The organism is Bacillus sp. FSL L8-0199, from assembly GCF_038005705.1.
GTDB classification, from domain to species: Bacteria; Bacillota; Bacilli; order Bacillales; family Bacillaceae_G; genus Bacillus_A; species Bacillus_A cereus.
Window position 1 is genome coordinate 2,069,610 of record NZ_JBBOTS010000001.1, and the last position, 17,954, is coordinate 2,087,563.

Below are 17,954 nucleotides of genomic sequence, written 5' to 3' on the forward strand. Positions count from 1 at the left end.
ATGGCAACATCCCAATTAGGTAATAGTTTACTGAAACCGGAATCTGGATGGAATCGTAAGCATTTCCAACTCGATAACGTTAACACTTTTTTTCAAGGTGTAAGAGATAAGAATAAATACCCAAATGCTAATTGGTTTATAGTAGGTGACAATAGTAATCCTTCTTCGGAAGGCTGTTGGATTGCCTTCTCTGATCCCAAAAATACAAATGATGATATATTTACATTTACATTTACCGGGACAGCTTTTAGAATAATGCAAAAATCTAGTTCAGCACACCGTTACAATATAAAAGTAAGAATAGATGGCGGGAATTGGATTAAAGGCTCATTAATTCCTAATTCTCCATCAATGTTTAGAGTCTGTTTTGAAAAATTAGATTTACCTAGTGCCACTCATAAAGTAGAAGTAACTTATGATGGTTTCATTACTGGTTCAAATGATAAGGATGTTTATACGTTTTTATCTGCTATTGATTACGCAAATTTTAATGCTAAAGTCGGTGATGTATTAAAAGAACCAGAGCCTGGTTGGAAACGGTTTGATGATACGGATAGCAATTTCCAATATTCCGGAGCATGGAGCGTGACTACAAGCCCAGAAAACTACGGTGGTTCCGCACACTACTGTCCATCTAATGACGAATTGGCAACGGTGAAATTTCAATTTTATGGGAAAGGTTTACGGATTATAAGCTGGTTATCTCCTTCATATGATATGGGTCAAATTTCAATCGATAATCTACCAAATGAAAACATCAGTTATAAAGGTACTATTGTACAACAGCAGACGTTATTATACGAGAAACTTGATTTAAACGAGGGAATTCATATAGTAAATTTATCCGGATTGAATATAAGTTTTGATGCAATCGATATTCTGGCCGGAGAGTTAATTCCCTTTAATCCTCCCAAAAAACAAGTATCGCTATACGAAAAAGAAAGTGGAAAAATATTTGTAGATAATTTTGATTCCGTAAATCCAAAATGGCTTATGTCACCATCAAATTCATTTAACAATGATATCAAAAAAGGATTCTTACGTATGAATCATTCTGCAGATAAAGACGTTATGCTTTTAATCGATAAACCACAAAGTGACTTTGCAATCCAGGTTATTGCGGATTATGCTCCTACAAAAGAAGGAGATGAGGGCGGCTTACTGATTTATCAAAATGAAAAGAATAAGGTTGAATTCCTTGAATCCTATTCTGCTAATGGTTCACAAAGCAATAAAGAGTGGATGGCAATATGCAAGGAAGATCAATGGGACTTTTACACAAAGACAGATGCGTTTTTTGATTATACGGATAACGATTCATTAACAGCAAAAAGAATTGGTGTTGTTTTAAAAAGAGGAACTGCAGAGGGATTTGTACCGCTAGAAATCAATAAAATTATTATGACAACAAGCAATATGTTACGTCTGCGCCAACTATATGAAAATTATAAGGTTGTATTAAAAGATACTGCAGATAATATCCTGTCTACTAACATTGTAGCTGCAGCTCATACAGGCATTGATATTCTACTTCCTTCTTTAGAGTTTGAGGGAATCATAGAAATATATGACGAGGAAAACGAACTAATAGCAAAGAAACACGCTACCTTTTACGGTGGGGATATGTATTGCATGGGTTCATCCCTGCAAATCAAAATGAATAGCGAAGAATTAAATACAACGGATCCAACGAGCTTAGGTTACATGGTGAATAATGAGCGTATTGTAAAAATGACAATCGTAAATGATAACATCGGTGCTGCTACAAATATAAAACTATCCATTCAACAGTACATGGAGAAAGTTGGTTACACCTGGGCGCTTATTTCGTTAGATGGGACAAGCTATTTAAATGAAATACAGATTGATTCAGTAGCCGCACAAAGCACGCGTGATTTTTGGGTAAAAGTTGTGAAGGATACAAATTTCCTAGCATTCGAACCGATTTATTTTAATATTCATCTAAAACATAATTGAGGTGAATACAACATGGGAACTGTAATGAAATTATATAGATATACATCCGAAAGCGAGATTACACCATCAGTCCTTATTGAGAGGAATATACAAATTACAATTGAACCAGGAAAAACTCTATATACTCCACTAGATGTAGGTTGTAACAAATACGATATTCGCACAATTCAAGTTACAAATGATTCAAATGTTGAAGCAATGTTATTTATGTACGATCAAAAAGAGAATGGGAATCAAATCTATAAAAGCTTATCCGAAAAAAGAACGTATGATATTTTATCCATTCCTTGCGAGGATAAAGATCATACAAACAAGGTTCATCTTTATATAGAAAATAGGGGCGTAGCAAACTCTACTTTTAATGTTTCTATGAAAGCGATACGTTTAAGTTAAGGAGGAACATACAGAATGACAAATAAAATTTGTAAGTTACACAGACTAGAGCGAAGAGAAGTCTTTATGAAGATTATCGATGAAATGAAAAAGGCTGGGTGGCAGCAATTAAACGCTGATGCGCCATCAAAAGATAAAATTTACGTCATGTACTCAAGCGGTAACGACGGTATGAAGAACCATTCTATAGAATTACGTCCATTTGATGCCGCTAATGCAAGTAGCCAAGATATTATAGCAGGTAATTATACCTATTTTGATATAAGAGATTCTGTTAATTCTGTTACTGATGCAAGCTTTAGATTAATTGAACGATATGATAAAGAGAAGGATGTTACCTTCGGAGGACCTGGTTCGTTCTATCCATTATGTTTTCATCAAGGGAAAACAACTAACAGCGTTAATGTTACTACTATTAGCAAACCAATTGCTATGGTGGATCTATATTTATACGTTGATAAAGACATTGTTATCTATTGTGTTTATGAAAACGATGATAATCTTCCAGAACGAAAAGGGAAGACTGTAATAGGATTATTTGGTATTCCAGATGAACTATATCAACAAGAACAATTCACACCTATATCTTCTCCTTTTAGTGTATTGGTGAGCGTTTGTCCAAAATGGGACCCTTATTCAGCACTGGTGGCTGCTAGAAGTAAACTTATATATGAGGGATTAAAAAATGTTTCTGTTCCTACTTTCATTTGGGATAAGGTATTTTTAAAGGCACCTTCTTTAGAAGGAAATATAATATTCACATCATTTTTCATGGGAGATAACATAGATGGATTAAGAGCAAAATTTGATGGCCTTTACACATATAGAGGTTCAAATTTTGTAATTGGCGATATCGTTGAAATTTCTCAAGATGGAGAAGTCCAGAAATATAAATTATTTAACACCTACTACTCAAGTGTATGGAGTTCATTTTCAGAGTACAACATTGCATTAAGAGTAAAATAAGGCTGGTGATTTTATGACAATAAAAGGCATAATAATTCAACCAAAAACACTGTATCCAACCGTACAACGTAAACCACAAATACGCAAAGGCTCAAAATTAGAAATCAGTGACATGTATATTACAGGGGTGAGGCAAACCGCCACACGAAAAGGGGTTATGTTTAATTTCTCCCGAAACGAAAGCAAAACTACTGAAAAAGCAGTAATGAAACCACCACGTACTGAACCACTAGAATACGCGTGGAAGAAAATGAACATATAACTTTATCGAAATTGAGCGTACAACAGTAGGCTTTTTTATTTTGGTCTAAATTTGAAGGGAGGTGGGAACTTGGAACGAATTCACGAACTCATCAAGGCACTGAATATAAGCGATGTTATTACAAGTACTCAATTTAAAGTAGGTGGTGCTATAGGTGGTGGATTAGGAACAATAATTAATTTGTTATACGGTAAAGCGAACTTAATTTGGATATCGATCTATTGCTGGATTATCATGCTCGACTGGATTACGGGTAGTAAAGCTTCAAAGCTAGATGGAACATACTCATCACAATATGGAATTGAGGGCATCACGAGAACCGTGGTGCTTTTATCATTACCAGCACTTGCACATTTATTTGATATTGCTCTTAAACTACCTGATTTCTTTTTCTTTATGGTAGTCGGTGGATTGAGTTACCACATTTTTAATAGTTTCGCAGCAAACTGTGCACGAATTGGCTGGGAAAAATGGATTCCTGCATGGTTATTAGAAAGTGTAGCATCCGAAATACAAGCAAAAATCCAAAGAAGTGATGCACGAAAAGAAAAACATAATACCAAATAAAAAAATACACGCCTTACATAAGGAGAGCATTGTCAAAAGACGGTGCTCTTTTTGTTTGGCAAAAAGGGGAAAATACACAATGAAAAAACCAATTAAACTATTTAGCTCATTATTTATGACTCTATTACTCTTATTTTCGTTTGCTACGGCTTCTTTTGCTGATAGAGTACTAATTATCCAAGACTTACCGAAACAAGCATATCGCTACGGTGTGGGCGCTTATGAGGGCGTTGTGGCACATAGTACAGCAACACCAGAAGCACCAGCAATTAACATTCGAAATTATGAAGCTAGAACATGGAGAAATGCATTTGTACATTACGCTGTAGATTGGAACGAAACAGTCCAAATTGCTGATACAAAATATGTTGCTTATGGTGCTGGACCAGCTGCAAATAAAAGATTTGTTCATGTAGAACTTTCTGAAACTAGCAACCCAGATAAATTTAAATCTTCTTATGAGCGTTATGTAAAACTATTAGCTAAGATTTTAAAAGATAGAGGGATTCATCCAAGCAAAGGTTTATGGACACATAAAGATATTACTTACAAATTAGGTGGAACTGACCACGAAGATCCGATTGATTACCTTCGCAGTCACGGTGTATCAGAATCACAATTCAGAGCGGACGTACAAAAGGCGTATGAAGGCGCAACAGTTACAGTTAAACCAAAACCACAAGAACCATCTCAAAACGTTGTAGGCGAAACAGGAGTAGCTTATATTGATGGACTTAACGTAAACCTAAGAAGTGGACCATCAACAAATTATGGTGTTATCCGTCAATTAAATAAAGGAGAAGCATATCAAGTATGGGGAAAACAAGGTGATTGGTTAAATCTTGGCGGTAACCAATGGATTTATAACAACCCATCTTACATTAAATATCAAGGGGAACAAACTACTACTTCAAGTCCTGTAGTAGGAAAACGTGTTGTTTCTAAAGTGGACGACCTTCGTTTCTATGACTCTGCTTCTTGGTCTGATAAAGATGTAGCAGGAACGGTAGATGAAGGACTTGGATTTACTATTGATGCTACAGTATCGGTGAATGGTTCACCACAATACAAGGTGCACAACAGTAAAGGTGCAACATACTATATAACTGCAAATGAAGCCTATGTGTATGTGAAGTAGAGAAAAAGGTCTACTCAATATGAGTAGACCTTTTTTATAAGTTTCTAGAAAATAACGTACTAATAACTATTTAGAATAATTTTCAAACCCCTTGCTAATAACTACAAGTCCTATTATGAAAGAAAGTGTTCTTATTATTAATTCAGCAACTAGCAAATCACCCATAGTCTTTGAAACATCATATAATTCACCAGTAATAATAATTGGTGCCATGATTATTAGTATTCCTATTAGAATTTGAATGAACAGAATATATTTAGGTTGCAGAGAGATCACCTCCATTAAATTAGCATGTATAATGAACGTAACATGTAATTAAGAAGTAATCGATCATTTAAAAATTTATCAACTTTAAAAATATACATATCCTTCTTTATAAGTATATTTATAGTGACTCGTCGCATAAGATGCATTAAAACCTACACTTCCTGTCTTCCCTACAGTAATGGATACATTGCCATTAAAAGTAGTTGTGCCATTATTATGAAAATCACCATTAACAATATAGAAAATTCTGTTAGGATCCTCTAAATTTGCTTGAACTGTACCACTGAACGTTTTAGAAAGACCATTTGCATCTCTATTCATATTAATATGTTTTATTTCCTTAATACCCCTGAAGCTTCCACCCCATTCATTTGTTTCACAATAAAACCTTAATGAAGGGCTATAGAAAGGTGTTACTGAAAAATTGGTTGTTAGTGTTCGGTACGTAGCGGCAAGTGTTGCAGCAGATGATTGTCCACGAGCTTTCCCCTGAGCCATGAGCTGCTGAGAAATTTCTTCTCTAGGTTTATTGGTATCTGCAGCAATTTGATTAACAAGTTCCCCAAACGTTAGTACTTCACCTATTTGTACATTCGATTGATCTGTTAAATCTAATACATTACCTTTTTTTATAGTAGAATCAACTGTGTTATTCTCAGCTGCGCTTGCAATTGTTCCTCCTCCGAACATAGCAAGAGATAATCCTGCAACACTTAAAACTTTACTAATCTTTTTCATTTTTCATACCTCCTAAAATGTTAATTAAGACAATATCATGCTAATTTACCTTTATTTGTTAGCATAATTCAGATATTAACCCCGAAATAATGGGAAATAAATACTTATAAACCAAATAATTACCAAAACTTTTCGACAAATAAGGTTCACGCTATACCATTACTAGCATTACAATTAGTTTTATATAGATAATTCTTTCTTTACAATCTAACGATTTACCGATGTTTTTACGTCAATTGATAAAAATTAAATTAAATATTCTGAATATTATTTATAAAATTGTTTTTTACAACTTATTACAATTAAACTTTGTTATGATTGATTTTATATAAACTAAATAAAGGAGATTGTGATATGATAATTCTGAATAATGAAAAAGTTACTAGACTATTAAATGAATGGTATAAGGTTATTCTATCTAAACAAATAACAAAGGCGACAAGAATGAAAGAAGAAGTTGATGAAAAGATTAGTGTCTTAATGGTCGAACAAAATCGAGATTTACAAGATCAAAATCTCTTATTGTACTATTCTTTATTGGATTATAGTTATAAAGTGTTAATAAATAAATCATATGTAACTCGTAGTGATTTTGATGCAGTTGAAAAACTTACAACAAAAACTATTGATGAGTATTTAAGATACTACTACCATTTCTATAAAGCTGTGCATAACACTATGATTGCTAACTATATGGAAGCGATGGAGCAATTTGAAGAAGCTGAACGACTTTTAGAGTATATTCCTAATGACATTGAAAAAGCTGAATTTAATTATAAACTTGGTGAACTATATTACCACCTTCAACAACCTTTATTAACAATTAAGCATGTTATGAAAGCAAAAGACATATACAAAAAACATGAAGATTATGTAATAAATCAAATTGAATGCGATACAATCCTAGGATTGGCAAGTGTCACTTTAAGTCAGTTTGAACAAGGAGAAGAGCTTTTTGTTAAGTGCTTGGATATGGCTAAAAAACATAACTGTACTCGACTAATTACCTTAATTCAATACAACTTAGGTTTTCTTTATGCAAAACAAGGTATATCTGCAACTGCAATTCGGCATTTAATGGATGTGTATAAATCTGAAAAACCATATCATAAAACTGTATTCTTACTGGCTCGAGAACATTTCAAAGTAAATGAAATTGAAAAAGCACAAGAATTTTTGACTCAAGGCTTTGAATTAGCTGATGTTGAATATACACATCATTTACGAATACTTCGAGCACAATACGATGAAAATTATAAGCAGAATCTAGAAACAACGATTGCAGATGGACTAGATTACTTTGAATCCCAAAAACTTTATGGATTTATGGAAGAGTACTCTGGAATTTTAGCGAAAAAACTTTATCAAGAAGGTAATCATGAGAAGGCTAGCCAATACTTTAATATATCTTATGATGCTAAAGAATTACTTCAGAAGGGAAGTGCGTTAAAATGAAAAAAGTACTAATAGGATTTTTTAGTTTTGCTGCTGTTTTAACTATTGGAAGTTTTACAGAATCTTTTACATCACAAGCTGATCATGGTAGACCACCTGCACCACAAAGACCAGATTATATTTCTAATGTGGCCGATTTTGATCACGGTAGACCACCTGCGCCGGCATACGAATACGGCGATACTTATATTAATCATGGTGAGCATATCTAAAACAAAAAGAGGACGTGATATATACGTCCTCTTTTTGTTTTATTTTAATTATGACCGAATTATATTTGAAATAATATAAAGGATAATGTTCTAGTATATCAATTCCATCAATAATAATGTCTGCGTGTGGCTTGCTATCAAGAAACTGTCCAAGTGTCAACAGGAAAAAGTGTTAGTTTCTCATATAAATCTCATAATTGAGAATTGGTTTAAATAACCGGTGCAACAACAGCGAAATGCGATTCGTATATTTGCACACATTTTGCACACATTTTGTTCACGTACTATATAAAAAAGTACGAAAATCTATAAAAATAATTATTTCGATAAAATTTTTCTGGATTTTAAAAAAGTGCTAAAACCCTTATATCACAAGGGTTTTGGCACTTTTGTATTTTTGTATTTTATCAAATAAACAATCCTAAAATTGTTCATTCTTCTCCCAAGATTCAACGATATAATGTGCAATCGTCGGATTGAAGCCTTTACCAACTAAAAACATAATCGCAGCAACTTCTGTTAATGCGTGTTCATGTGATGTATGTTTTGCTTCATTTAAACCGTAATCTACCCATGGTTTTACGAAATCTAGTACGGGTTTCTTGAAAGGTAAAAACTGTGTACCGACAACTTGTTGAATTTGTTGTTGTGTTGGTTCAGTAATTGGTCCAGGTGGCAATATTTGTGGTTGTGTAATGTCTAGTGTTGGTCCAGGCGGTAAAATTTGTGGTTGAGTTGGATCTATTGTTGGTGGTTTAGGTGGTGAGACACGTGCGTCGTAGTTTGGTTGATACATTTGTTGTTGGTATTGCGGTTGTTGTGGTTGAGTTGTGTATGGGTTTTGTGGTGCTACATATGGATTTTGAGGATATTGTTGTTCTTGGTTTTGTGGTGCTACATATGGATTTTGAGGATATTGTTGTTCTTGGTTTTGTGGTACTGCATATGGATTTTGTTGATATTGTTGTTCTTGGTTTTGTGGTATTACATATGGATTTTGAGGATATCGCTGTTCTTGATTTTGTGGTGCTGCATATGGATTTTGAGGATATTCATAATTTGGACGTGTGTCATATGGATTTTGTTGAAATTCAGTTTCTAGGTTTTGCTTTGTTGCATATGGGTTTTCGTCATATTGTGGCTCTTGCTGTTGTAACTCTTGTTCTTCGTATTGTTCTGTGTATCTCTGTTCTTGTTGTTGAGGATACAATGGTTGCCTTGGATAAGGCGGTTGATTATTATAGAACATGTTTATTCCTCCTTCATGATGATGCCTACCACCTAGTGTATGGGCGGACAAGAAAATATGTGATGAAAAAATGCGGGCGTGTTACAATAAGTAACTGGGTGAAGATAAAATGACAAAACAAGAAAAAATTCAAAAAACAATTACTTTTGTAAAACATATTTTAGAAAAAGATGCGAGTGGGCATGATTGGTATCATATTGAACGTGTACATAAAATGGCGATTTCTTTATCTGAGCAAGAAGGTGGAAATCGTTTTATAATTGAAATGGCAGCATTACTTCACGATGTGGCAGATGAAAAGCTAAATGAAAGTGAAGAAGCAGGAATGAAAAAAGTTTCTGATTGGTTAGAAGAGCTACGTGTTGAAGAAAAGGAAAGTAAACATATTCTTCATATCATCGCCAATATGTCTTATAAAGGTGGTCATGGCGGTAAAGTGGATTCACTTGAAGGGAAGCTTGTTCAAGATGCGGATCGCTTAGACGCCCTTGGAGCAATTGGAATAGCTCGTACCTTTGCATATGGCGGGGCGAAAGGGAGATTAATGTATGACCCAACTATTCCGCCGCGTGAAGAAATGACGAAAGAAGAGTATAGAAAAAATAATGATCCATCTTTAAATCATTTTTATGAAAAACTTTTGAAATTAAAAGATTTAATGAATACGAATGCAGCAAAACAAGAGGCTGAAATTCGTCATCGGTATATGGAACAGTTTATTGAACAATTTATGAAAGAGTGGAATGCACAAATATGAAAATGTTAACTGTGGAGAACTTATCAAAATCATATGGGGAAAAGCCGTTATTTGATGGATTATCATGTAGTATTACAGAAGGACAACGTGTCGGAATTATTGGTGTAAACGGAACTGGTAAATCGACATTATTAAAAATAATTGCAGGATTAGAAACTCCTGATACAGGTGATATGACGCATTCACGTGGGTATACAATTAGTTATTTATCACAGCAACCAGAGTTTGATGAAAAACTGACAGTATTAGAGCAAGTGTTCCATGGTGATACAACTTTAATTCGTCTTCTTCGTGATTATGAAAAAGCACTATTAAATATTGAAAAAGATCCAAGTAATGAAAAAGTACAGGAACAATTATTTGTAGTGCAGCAACGTATGGATGCAATGAGTGCATGGGAAGCAAATGCAAATGCGAAATCTCTTTTAACGAAATTAGGAATTACGGACTTCACTGCAATTGTTGGGAATTTATCTGGTGGACAGAAAAAACGTATCGCAATGGCACAATGTTTTATTGAAACACCGGATTTATTAATTTTAGACGAGCCTACGAACCATCTTGACCATGAGACAGTTGAATGGTTAGAAGAATATTTAGCGAGATATACAGGTTCGGTATTACTTGTAACCCATGATCGTTATTTCTTAGATCGTGTGACGAATCGTATTTTTGAATTAGATAATGGTAAACTATATAGCTACGAAGGAAACTATAGTACATTTTTAGAAGCGAAAGCACTTCGTGAAGAGCAAGAATTGGCACAAGAATCGAAACGCCAAAATTTATATCGTCGTGAACTTGCTTGGATTCGTCGTGGTGCAAAAGCCCGTTCTACGAAACAAAAGGCGCGTATTCAGCGTTTTGATGAGCTAAAGGCACAAGAAGGACCAGCTGCAAAACAGTCAGTTGATATTGCACTTAGCGGTAGCCGTCTTGGGAAAAAAGTACTTGAGTTAAAAGATGTAACGAAAAAATTTGGTGATAAAACGGTATTAAACAACTTTAATCATATCGTGAAACCAGGCGATCGCATCGGAATTATTGGAGCGAATGGAAGCGGGAAATCTTCGCTATTAAATATGCTTGCAGGTAAGTTATCTCCTGATAGTGGTGAAATTGAAGTTGGGCAAACTGTAAAAGTTGCTTATTATACGCAAGAAAATGAAGAGATGAATTTAAATCAGCGTATGATTGAATACATTAAAGAGATTGCAGAAGTTATTCATACGACAGATGGAAAAGTAATTGGTGCATCTCAAATGTTAGAACGTTTCTTATTCCCGACGCATTCACATGGTACACCACTTGGTAAACTATCTGGTGGTGAAAGAAGACGTTTATATTTATTACGTATTTTAATGGGAGAACCAAACGTACTTTTACTTGATGAACCTACGAACGATCTAGATACACAAACATTAACAGTACTAGAAGATTATTTAGAAGATTTCCCAGGTGTCGTTTTAACTGTATCGCATGACCGTTACTTCTTAGATAAAGTAGTAGATGAACTGTTCATCTTTACTGGCGGAGGCGAAGTGCGTGAGTTTCTAGGTAGTTATACAGATTATTTAGAAATGGAAAAAACGAGAGGACTTATGGAGAAAGCGGAAGTTCAAAAAGAGAAAAAAGTTGTAGAAGAAGCTCCAAAACAACAACGTAAACGTAAACTTTCATACAATGAGCAGCGTGAATGGGAAACGATTGAAGATACAATTGCCGAACTTGAAGAGAAAATTGAGTCAATTGGAGAAGAACTTGCGAAAGTTGGATCTGACTTCACAAAGGCACAAGAATTATCTGAAGCACAGCAGAAAACAGAAGAAGAGCTAGAAAAAAAGATGGAAAGATGGAGTGAACTATCAGACATCGTTGAAGGATTAAAATAAAAACAAGCTGCATATATTGAAAAGTAAAGAGAAAAACTTTACACTATTGGTAGAACCTATTTTAGGAGGGAAAAAATGAGAACATCTAATCCAATGCTGAAAAAAGAGGCATTCCGTAAAGAGGGAGCAAGTGCTTCTGCGATGACGATTGGCGGAACAGTAGGCAAAACGTTTATTATGCTTATCTTGCTACTTGCAACGTCTGTCTATTCATACATACAGATGATGCAGGGGACGATGAAGATGCCAGTATTAATTGGTGCTTTAATCGTTGCGGCAATCATCGCATTCGCGTCTATGTTCTTCCCGCGCATTTCACCTTTTGGTGCACCAATCTATGCAGCGGTAGAAGGGGTTGTGTTAGGAAGTATTTCAGCAGTTTATACAATGAAATTTGGCGATTCTATCGTTTTAAATGCTGTATTACTAACAATCTCAATTCTATTTGCAATGTTAGTGTTATATGCAACACGTGTAGTAAAAGTAACGGATAAATTCCGTACAGGCGTTATGGCAGCAACACTTGGAATTATGGTTATGTATTTAGTCGTATTCCTACTAAATATGTTTGGTGTAACTGTTCCATACATTCACCAAGGTGGTACAATCGGTATTATTATTAGTGCAGTTGTTATTGTAGTTGCTGCATTAAACTTATTACTAGATTTCGATTTAATCGAAAATGGTGTACGTAGTCAAGCTCCGAAATATATGGAGTGGTATACTGCGATGGGACTAATGCTTACATTAGTATGGTTATACTTAGAAATTCTTCGTTTCGTTTCTTACTTTACGAAAAATGACTAATAAAAAAATCCTGCATGAGAAATGCAGGATTTTTTTATTTTTAAAGATAAATTGATTTTATGGTATAATATGGATATTGGTAACTTGAGTTAAGGGGGGATGGAATATGATGAAAGAGAAGAAAGGGATTATGAAAAAACTATTTTCTAAAAGTTTTTTCATAGAACTAGATGAAGCTTTAACGTATCCATCATCAAAAGTTATTACTTCAGCGATTGAAGGATATGCAACTGAATGCAATGAAAGACTAAAATTTGAGAGTAAAGTTAAACCGATTACTTTCTACTTAGAAAATGTAATGTACCGTGCTGAAATAAAGATGGCCCGCGGAGGATATTACATATCTTGTACTGAAGTGTAATAAATTTTGAAACCATACATGTTTGAACTATGTATGGTTTCTTTTTTTGTTTTGTAAGGTCCAAAATAATACTTTCTACTTACGGATATATCATTTTGTGCTTTTTACCATTCAAACATTTCTCCTTACAATGAAGAAAAACATGTGAGGTGGTATAACTTATGATGAATCGAGTTGTATTAATCGGTAGATTGACAAAGGAGCCAGAATTATACTACACAAAACAAGGCGTCGCTTATGCACGAATATGTGTTGCGGTGAATAGAGGATTTCGAAATAGTTTAGGTGAACAACAAGTCGATTTTATTAATTGTGTCGTTTGGCGCAAATCGGCTGAGAATGTAGCTGAATATTGTAAGAAGGGGTCGCTCGTTGGGATTACAGGGCGTATTCAGACTAGTAATTACGATGATGAACAAGGCAAGAGAATATATAGAACTGAAGTTGTGATTGAGAGTATTACCTTTTTGGAGAGAAGGCGGGAGGGGGCATCGTAATAAAAGGTGATTTTAAGTAATAGCTTCGGAAAAAATTGTGGAAAGTATTTTAATAAACTTAAAGAGGGGATACCGCCAGCTTTTTTGAAAAAACAAGTAAAGAGTATACAAAATTTTATAACGTTTTTTGGCTAATCCAGTAACAAACGAGAATCGTAAAACTCATCACAGGATAGGAATGTATAAAAAGATGAATCGAGTGATAGAAAATAAAAAAAGGGATTCCTTCTGAGAGTAAGGAATCCTCCTTTTTGTTGCTACCGATAATAGGACGTTATGTTAATTAGAAATGTATACTATATTCATAAAATTGGAACTGTTCAATTTGTTTAAAAAAACTATAGTTGAAATTCTTTCTTTATAATTTCAGCTACTTCTGTAGCATTTAAATTCGTATTATTGATCCTTATATAATTTTTCTCTGTAATTTCTCCTTCTCTTGAATTTAATCTAAAATTTTCAAATGTGCTTAATAAATTTTGTTCAGATTGTTCAATATTTCTTTTCGTTGGCTTATGTTCAAGTCGATGAGGTGTTTTATTTCGTTGAAGTCTTTCTTCTACATCAGCTTCTAATTCAACAAAATAAATATCAACCCCTTGGGAACGAAAAATATTACATATACTTTCAACATCATCCCAATCGTTCTTTTCATTAAACGCCCATACGTATGTAAAAATCATTCCATAATGTTCACTCTTTGAAAATGATTGAAATATTTCCTTTCGAAAAAGATGGGTCAATCGCCACATTTCCGAAGAGAATCCATACAATGGCTCCAATAAATCAATTGTCATATGGTTATGAAATAATTTTAAATCAGTCATCTTTGCTAGTTCTTGTCCAACTGTCATTTTCCCAACTGCTTGTGGCCCAAATATCAAAACAAACTTTTTCATCGAATTCCCTCCAAAAAATAATAAGACATTAATTACAAAATAAGAGATTCTGTAAATGTATCATAATCAAAATATTTTGTAGAATCTATATACTTTTCTGCCTTTTGTATTATAAAAATAGTTGTCTTCCAATAACGAAAATTATGTAAATAAGCTATCCATATGGATAGCTTATTATATTTTTTTGCTTAGCGTGTTTTTTTCAAAAATACTGGCGATGCCTCAAGAAATGGATGAAAAATAAAAATCATCGGAAACGAAATCTTTTAAAATCTCATTCCTAATTTGAAATGTAAAAAAGAATGAAATAGGATGGTAGCGGGACGAAAGTAGTAAAATTAAGCATCCGAGTAGGAGTATAGAGTGATAACATGTTACAATACAGCTAAGAACATGCAATAAAGGAGAGTTTTTTACGTGAAGATTAAAGCAATTGAACCGACGCCAAGTCCAAATACAATGAAAGTTATTTTGAATGAAGTATTACCATCAGGAGCGCGTAATAATTATACAAATGAAAATAAAGAACAAGCACCAATGCAAGTGCAAGAAATTTTGAAAATTGAAGGCATTAAAGGTGTGTATCATGTAGCTGACTTTTTAGCAGTGGAGCGAAATGCGAAGTTTGACTGGAAAGTTTTATTACAACAAGTTCGTGCTGTTTTCGGCGAAGAAGTAGTGGAAGAAAGTGAAGAACAACAACTTGCTCATTTTGGAGAAGTGAAAGTGTTTGTTCAAATGTTCTTTACAATTCCAATGCAAGTAAAGTTAACAGATGGAACGACGGAAGAACGTGTTGGTTTACCTGATCGTTTTAAAGAATCAATTATGAAAGTGCAAATGTCTGCACCAAACGTTGTAAAAGAGCGTAAATGGGTAGAACAAAGTACACGTTACGGTAATTTTGAAGAAATTGGGAAAGAAGTAGTGGAAGAGATTGTTGCTGCTTATTCAGAAGAACGTGTAAATGAAACGGTTAAAGAATTATTAAATCAAGCAGGTGCTGTTGAAGTAACGATTCAAAAGCGTGAGCCATATAAAGTAACAGAAGAGATGATGAAAGATTCTGACTGGAAAAACCGTTTTGCAGCATTAGAACAAATGGATCCTACTGAAGAAGATATTCCAGTGTTGAAGATGGCGTTAGATGATGAAAAAGTTTCAATACGCCGCTTAGCAACAGCGTATTTAGGTATGGTAAAAGGTGATGAAGTATTACCGTTATTATATAAAGCGTTGTTAGATCGCTCTGTAAGTGTTCGCCGTACTGCAGGAGATTGTTTATCAGATGTAGGTGATCCGGCAGCGATGTTCGTTATGATTAAATCTCTGAAAGATCCAAGTAAATTAGTACGCTGGCGTGCAGCGATGTTCTTATTTGAACTTGGAGATGAAAGTGCGATTCCAGCATTAAAAGCAGCGCAAGATGATCCAGAGTTTGAAGTAGCGATGCAAGCACGTCTAGCATTAGAGCGTATTGAAGGCGGAGAAGAAGCAAAAGGTTCTGTATGGAAACAAATGACGGAGTCACGTAAAGGGGAATAATGTATGATTGTTTTCTATGATAGTTGGTGTCCGATGTGTACGGCCGTTGCAGAACGTACGAAAAAATTAGATAAAAAGGGTAAGATGAAATTTGTTTCATTTCGAAATGAAGATGTAGTTGAGAAGTATGAGCTTTCTCAAGAACTACAAAGTAAGATGGAACAAAGACTGTATATTTTTAAAAATAATAAGTGGTATGACGGTATTCAGAGCATAGATGTATTAGCAAAGGCCGTTCCATCTTATTGGTTTGCAGTTCCTTTTATAAAGCTATCTATCGTACTTGGTTTTGGAAGTAAAGTATACGATTATATCGCTAATAATAGAAAACTTGTTCCAGTGGGACATTGCCGCGGTGGGGTTTGTGAAATCCCTACAAAAAAATGAAATCATCGTTATCTTTCTTTTGCACCTATTAATAGAGCGTGATATGATGAATTTGGAATGAAAGTTGAAGGAGAGATTACAAGATGTCAAATGCTTATGAAGAATACATGCGCCAAATGGTAATCCCAATGCGCCAAGAGTTAGTGCGTTCTGGGTTTGAAGAGTTAACTACAGAAGAAGCTGTAACAGAATTTATGGAAAATACATCAGGTACAACTTTAGTAGTTGTAAACTCTGTTTGTGGTTGTGCAGCTGGTTTAGCACGTCCATCAGCAGGTCAAGCGGTTGTTCGTGCTGAAAAACAACCTGATCATCTTGTAACTGTATTCGCAGGTCAAGATAAAGATGCTACTGCAAAAATGCGTGAATACTTCGGAGAAATTCCTCCATCTTCACCATCTATGGCATTATTAAAAGGAAAAGAAGTTGTTCACTTCATTCACCGTCATGAAATTGAAGGTGCAACTATGGACGAAATTATTACGAACTTAGAACAAGCTTTCGAAAAGAATTGCTAAAGAAGGGGGAGAGTAAATCTCCCTCTTTTCTTTATATAGAGGTGAAACCATGATCGTAACAACAGCAGGAAGAACGAATAAAGAAATGACAGATTATGCAAACGAGGTAGCAGCAGAATTAAATGCTTCTTTCGTTAAACGTAATGACATACCAGTACATAAGCTGCATGAGCAGTATGAACAAGATGTGCTTGTCGTAGGGAAGAACCGATTAGCTATTTATCCGAAAGGTACGGAAGAATCGTTTTTCTTTCATCCGAACTCAGCGATGTTTCGTGTGAAAAGGTTAATGCGTGGAGAACACGATCCGTTTGTACAAGCCACGCAATTAGAGAGAGGAATGACAGTGTTAGATTGTACGCTCGGTATGGCATCAGATAGTATTGTAGCTAGTTATGTTGTTGGTGAAAGCGGAAAAGTAACAGGACTTGAAGGCAATGAGTATATGGCTTATATTATGGAAAATGGTTTGAAAACATGGTCTTCATCCGTTTCTGAAATTGATGAAGCAATGCAAAGAATTCAAGTAAAGCAAATGGAGCATTTTTCATTTTTAGCGCAATGTGAAGACAATAGTTACGATGTCGTTTACCTTGATCCGATGTTTGAAGAAACTGTCATAGAATCTGACGGAATTAAAGGATTAAAACACTTCGCTTTGTATCATGATATTACTGACGAAACAATTGCGGAGGCAAAACGAGTGGCGAGAAAACGTGTCGTTTTAAAAGATCATTTTCGTAGTTCTAGATTTGAAAAACACAATTTCCACGTATACAAAAGAAAAAGTGCTAAGTTTCACTTTGGTGTAATTGACCCTTGCTAATTGTTTGAAAAGATGTATAATAAGCAATAATTAATTAAATATACTGTCTGTGATGAAGAGAGTAGTCTTTTTTAGAAGGAAAGCGAGCTAGGGATGGTGTGAGCCTAGTACGGAAGAAAAAGATGAAGCGCACTTCGGAGATGCTTCTTGAACGAATAGTAGAGAAAGCCGAGGCCCTCTGTCCTCGTTATAAACGGGAAAGTGGTTCGTAACGAACAACAAGGGTGGTACCACGGGTTAA

Annotated in this window: 21 protein-coding genes and 1 other annotated feature (1 of these 22 only partly in view); of the genes, 17 read left to right on the forward strand and 4 right to left on the reverse strand. The window is 34.7% G+C overall.

Features of this window, described 5'->3' with window-relative positions; translation table 11 throughout:
- The 6 genes from NST86_RS10825 to NST86_RS10850 all read left to right on the forward strand — a co-directional run bounded on the left by NST86_RS10825 (position 1) and on the right by NST86_RS10850 (position 5,303).
- Entirely contained in the window at positions 1-1,977 is a 1,977-nt protein-coding gene (locus tag NST86_RS10825) for a hypothetical protein (RefSeq protein WP_144575255.1), read from the forward strand.
- A 12-nt stretch (positions 1,978-1,989) separates the two neighbouring features.
- Positions 1,990-2,370 carry a hypothetical protein gene (locus tag NST86_RS10830; protein ID WP_144575258.1) on the forward strand — a complete coding sequence of 127 codons (381 nt, stop codon included), beginning with the start codon at positions 1,990-1,992 and terminating at the stop codon, positions 2,368-2,370.
- Between the two features lie 15 nt (positions 2,371-2,385).
- Complete coding sequence (locus tag NST86_RS10835; protein ID WP_144575261.1) at positions 2,386-3,336, forward strand: hypothetical protein; 951 nt, start codon at positions 2,386-2,388, stop codon at positions 3,334-3,336.
- A 13-nt stretch (positions 3,337-3,349) separates the two neighbouring features.
- The gene (locus NST86_RS10840) at positions 3,350-3,598 is read left to right on the forward strand and encodes a hypothetical protein (RefSeq protein ID WP_016099432.1); all 249 of its coding nucleotides are present in this window, start codon (positions 3,350-3,352) and stop codon (positions 3,596-3,598) included.
- Between the two features lie 69 nt (positions 3,599-3,667).
- Positions 3,668-4,165, forward strand: a complete 498-nt coding sequence (locus NST86_RS10845; protein WP_000439586.1) for a phage holin family protein — start codon at positions 3,668-3,670, stop codon at positions 4,163-4,165.
- Between the two features lie 79 nt (positions 4,166-4,244).
- Entirely contained in the window at positions 4,245-5,303 is a 1,059-nt protein-coding gene (locus NST86_RS10850) for an N-acetylmuramoyl-L-alanine amidase (protein WP_144575264.1), read from the forward strand.
- A 66-nt stretch (positions 5,304-5,369) separates the two neighbouring features.
- Here NST86_RS10850 and NST86_RS10855 read toward each other — a convergent pair whose 3' ends face one another.
- Both NST86_RS10855 and NST86_RS10860 read right to left on the reverse strand, forming a co-directional pair.
- Positions 5,370-5,585 carry a hypothetical protein gene (locus tag NST86_RS10855; protein ID WP_033665752.1) on the reverse strand — a complete coding sequence of 72 codons (216 nt, stop codon included), beginning with the start codon at positions 5,583-5,585 and terminating at the stop codon, positions 5,370-5,372.
- A gap of 69 nt (positions 5,586-5,654) precedes the next feature.
- Complete coding sequence (locus NST86_RS10860) at positions 5,655-6,308, reverse strand: hypothetical protein (RefSeq protein WP_061139362.1); 654 nt, start codon at positions 6,306-6,308, stop codon at positions 5,655-5,657.
- Positions 6,309-6,662: 354 nt separating this feature from the next.
- Here NST86_RS10860 and NST86_RS10865 point away from each other — a divergent pair, with 354 nt between their 5' ends.
- On the forward strand, positions 6,663-7,763 hold the full coding sequence (locus tag NST86_RS10865) for a response regulator aspartate phosphatase (protein WP_000584829.1): 1,101 nt from the start codon (positions 6,663-6,665) through the stop codon (positions 7,761-7,763).
- Positions 7,760-7,975 carry a hypothetical protein gene (locus NST86_RS10870; protein WP_144575267.1) on the forward strand — a complete coding sequence of 72 codons (216 nt, stop codon included), beginning with the start codon at positions 7,760-7,762 and terminating at the stop codon, positions 7,973-7,975. Before NST86_RS10865 ends, NST86_RS10870 begins: the two co-directional genes overlap by 4 nt.
- A 421-nt stretch (positions 7,976-8,396) precedes the next feature.
- Here NST86_RS10870 and NST86_RS10875 read toward each other — a convergent pair whose 3' ends face one another.
- On the reverse strand, positions 8,397-9,224 hold the full coding sequence (locus tag NST86_RS10875) for a hypothetical protein (protein ID WP_000499709.1): 828 nt from the start codon (positions 9,222-9,224) through the stop codon (positions 8,397-8,399).
- 109 nt (positions 9,225-9,333) lie between these two features.
- Here NST86_RS10875 and NST86_RS10880 point away from each other — a divergent pair, with 109 nt between their 5' ends.
- From NST86_RS10880 to NST86_RS10900, 5 genes are all read left to right on the forward strand, one after another.
- Positions 9,334-9,981: an HD domain-containing protein gene (locus NST86_RS10880; protein WP_000165969.1), complete on the forward strand. Its 648-nt coding sequence runs from the start codon at positions 9,334-9,336 to the stop codon at positions 9,979-9,981.
- Positions 9,978-11,873: an ABC-F family ATP-binding cassette domain-containing protein gene (locus tag NST86_RS10885; protein ID WP_086423317.1), complete on the forward strand. Its 1,896-nt coding sequence runs from the start codon at positions 9,978-9,980 to the stop codon at positions 11,871-11,873. The genes NST86_RS10880 and NST86_RS10885 overlap by 4 nt, the downstream gene beginning before the upstream one ends.
- A 75-nt stretch (positions 11,874-11,948) precedes the next feature.
- Positions 11,949-12,680 carry a Bax inhibitor-1/YccA family protein gene (locus NST86_RS10890; protein ID WP_001260655.1) on the forward strand — a complete coding sequence of 244 codons (732 nt, stop codon included), beginning with the start codon at positions 11,949-11,951 and terminating at the stop codon, positions 12,678-12,680.
- 106 nt (positions 12,681-12,786) lie between these two features.
- Positions 12,787-13,041: a DUF4318 domain-containing protein gene (locus NST86_RS10895; protein ID WP_000975140.1), complete on the forward strand. Its 255-nt coding sequence runs from the start codon at positions 12,787-12,789 to the stop codon at positions 13,039-13,041.
- A gap of 161 nt (positions 13,042-13,202) precedes the next feature.
- A complete protein-coding gene (locus NST86_RS10900; protein ID WP_000982014.1) occupies positions 13,203-13,538 on the forward strand; it encodes a single-stranded DNA-binding protein in 336 nt (111 codons plus the stop codon).
- A 338-nt stretch (positions 13,539-13,876) separates the two neighbouring features.
- On the opposite strand, the gene NST86_RS10905 is transcribed toward NST86_RS10900, so the two are convergent.
- Positions 13,877-14,437: an AAA family ATPase gene (locus tag NST86_RS10905; RefSeq protein WP_000714951.1), complete on the reverse strand. Its 561-nt coding sequence runs from the start codon at positions 14,435-14,437 to the stop codon at positions 13,877-13,879.
- Between the two features lie 417 nt (positions 14,438-14,854).
- Between NST86_RS10905 and NST86_RS10910 the strand changes: the two genes are divergently transcribed.
- The 4 genes from NST86_RS10910 to NST86_RS10925 all read left to right on the forward strand — a co-directional run bounded on the left by NST86_RS10910 (position 14,855) and on the right by NST86_RS10925 (position 17,713).
- Positions 14,855-15,982 carry a conserved virulence factor C family protein gene (locus tag NST86_RS10910; RefSeq protein ID WP_016117719.1) on the forward strand — a complete coding sequence of 376 codons (1,128 nt, stop codon included), beginning with the start codon at positions 14,855-14,857 and terminating at the stop codon, positions 15,980-15,982.
- 3 nt (positions 15,983-15,985) lie between these two features.
- Positions 15,986-16,369, forward strand: coding sequence for a thiol-disulfide oxidoreductase DCC family protein (locus tag NST86_RS10915; RefSeq protein WP_000634884.1), 384 nt, complete (start codon positions 15,986-15,988; stop codon positions 16,367-16,369).
- An 83-nt stretch (positions 16,370-16,452) separates the two neighbouring features.
- Positions 16,453-16,887 (forward strand): BrxA/BrxB family bacilliredoxin, encoded by a 435-nt coding sequence (locus NST86_RS10920; RefSeq protein ID WP_000063706.1) that lies wholly within the window; start codon positions 16,453-16,455, stop codon positions 16,885-16,887.
- 49 nt (positions 16,888-16,936) lie between these two features.
- Positions 16,937-17,713, forward strand: a complete 777-nt coding sequence (locus NST86_RS10925) for a class I SAM-dependent methyltransferase (RefSeq protein WP_000637457.1) — start codon at positions 16,937-16,939, stop codon at positions 17,711-17,713.
- A 40-nt stretch (positions 17,714-17,753) separates the two neighbouring features.
- Positions 17,754-17,954: a binding site (T-box leader), on the forward strand; it runs 14 nt beyond the window's last position.

Coding starts and splice junctions, on each gene's coding strand:
- NST86_RS10915 (WP_000634884.1), top strand. CDS start 15,986: ATGATTGTTTTCTATGATAGTTGGTGTCCGATGTGTACGGCCGTTGCA.
- NST86_RS10880 (WP_000165969.1), top strand. CDS start 9,334: ATGACAAAACAAGAAAAAATTCAAAAAACAATTACTTTTGTAAAACAT.
- NST86_RS10875 (WP_000499709.1), bottom strand. CDS start 9,224: ATGTTCTATAATAATCAACCGCCTTATCCAAGGCAACCATTGTATCCT.
- NST86_RS10835 (WP_144575261.1), top strand. CDS start 2,386: ATGACAAATAAAATTTGTAAGTTACACAGACTAGAGCGAAGAGAAGTC.
- NST86_RS10900 (WP_000982014.1), top strand. CDS start 13,203: ATGATGAATCGAGTTGTATTAATCGGTAGATTGACAAAGGAGCCAGAA.
- NST86_RS10920 (WP_000063706.1), top strand. CDS start 16,453: ATGTCAAATGCTTATGAAGAATACATGCGCCAAATGGTAATCCCAATG.
- NST86_RS10830 (WP_144575258.1), top strand. CDS start 1,990: ATGGGAACTGTAATGAAATTATATAGATATACATCCGAAAGCGAGATT.
- NST86_RS10870 (WP_144575267.1), top strand. CDS start 7,760: ATGAAAAAAGTACTAATAGGATTTTTTAGTTTTGCTGCTGTTTTAACT.
- NST86_RS10925 (WP_000637457.1), top strand. CDS start 16,937: ATGATCGTAACAACAGCAGGAAGAACGAATAAAGAAATGACAGATTAT.
- NST86_RS10885 (WP_086423317.1), top strand. CDS start 9,978: ATGAAAATGTTAACTGTGGAGAACTTATCAAAATCATATGGGGAAAAG.
- NST86_RS10860 (WP_061139362.1), bottom strand. CDS start 6,308: ATGAAAAAGATTAGTAAAGTTTTAAGTGTTGCAGGATTATCTCTTGCT.
- NST86_RS10890 (WP_001260655.1), top strand. CDS start 11,949: ATGAGAACATCTAATCCAATGCTGAAAAAAGAGGCATTCCGTAAAGAG.
- NST86_RS10905 (WP_000714951.1), bottom strand. CDS start 14,437: ATGAAAAAGTTTGTTTTGATATTTGGGCCACAAGCAGTTGGGAAAATG.
- NST86_RS10850 (WP_144575264.1), top strand. CDS start 4,245: ATGAAAAAACCAATTAAACTATTTAGCTCATTATTTATGACTCTATTA.
- NST86_RS10855 (WP_033665752.1), bottom strand. CDS start 5,585: ATGGAGGTGATCTCTCTGCAACCTAAATATATTCTGTTCATTCAAATT.
- NST86_RS10865 (WP_000584829.1), top strand. CDS start 6,663: ATGATAATTCTGAATAATGAAAAAGTTACTAGACTATTAAATGAATGG.
- NST86_RS10825 (WP_144575255.1), top strand. CDS start 1: ATGGCAACATCCCAATTAGGTAATAGTTTACTGAAACCGGAATCTGGA.
- NST86_RS10895 (WP_000975140.1), top strand. CDS start 12,787: ATGATGAAAGAGAAGAAAGGGATTATGAAAAAACTATTTTCTAAAAGT.
- NST86_RS10840 (WP_016099432.1), top strand. CDS start 3,350: ATGACAATAAAAGGCATAATAATTCAACCAAAAACACTGTATCCAACC.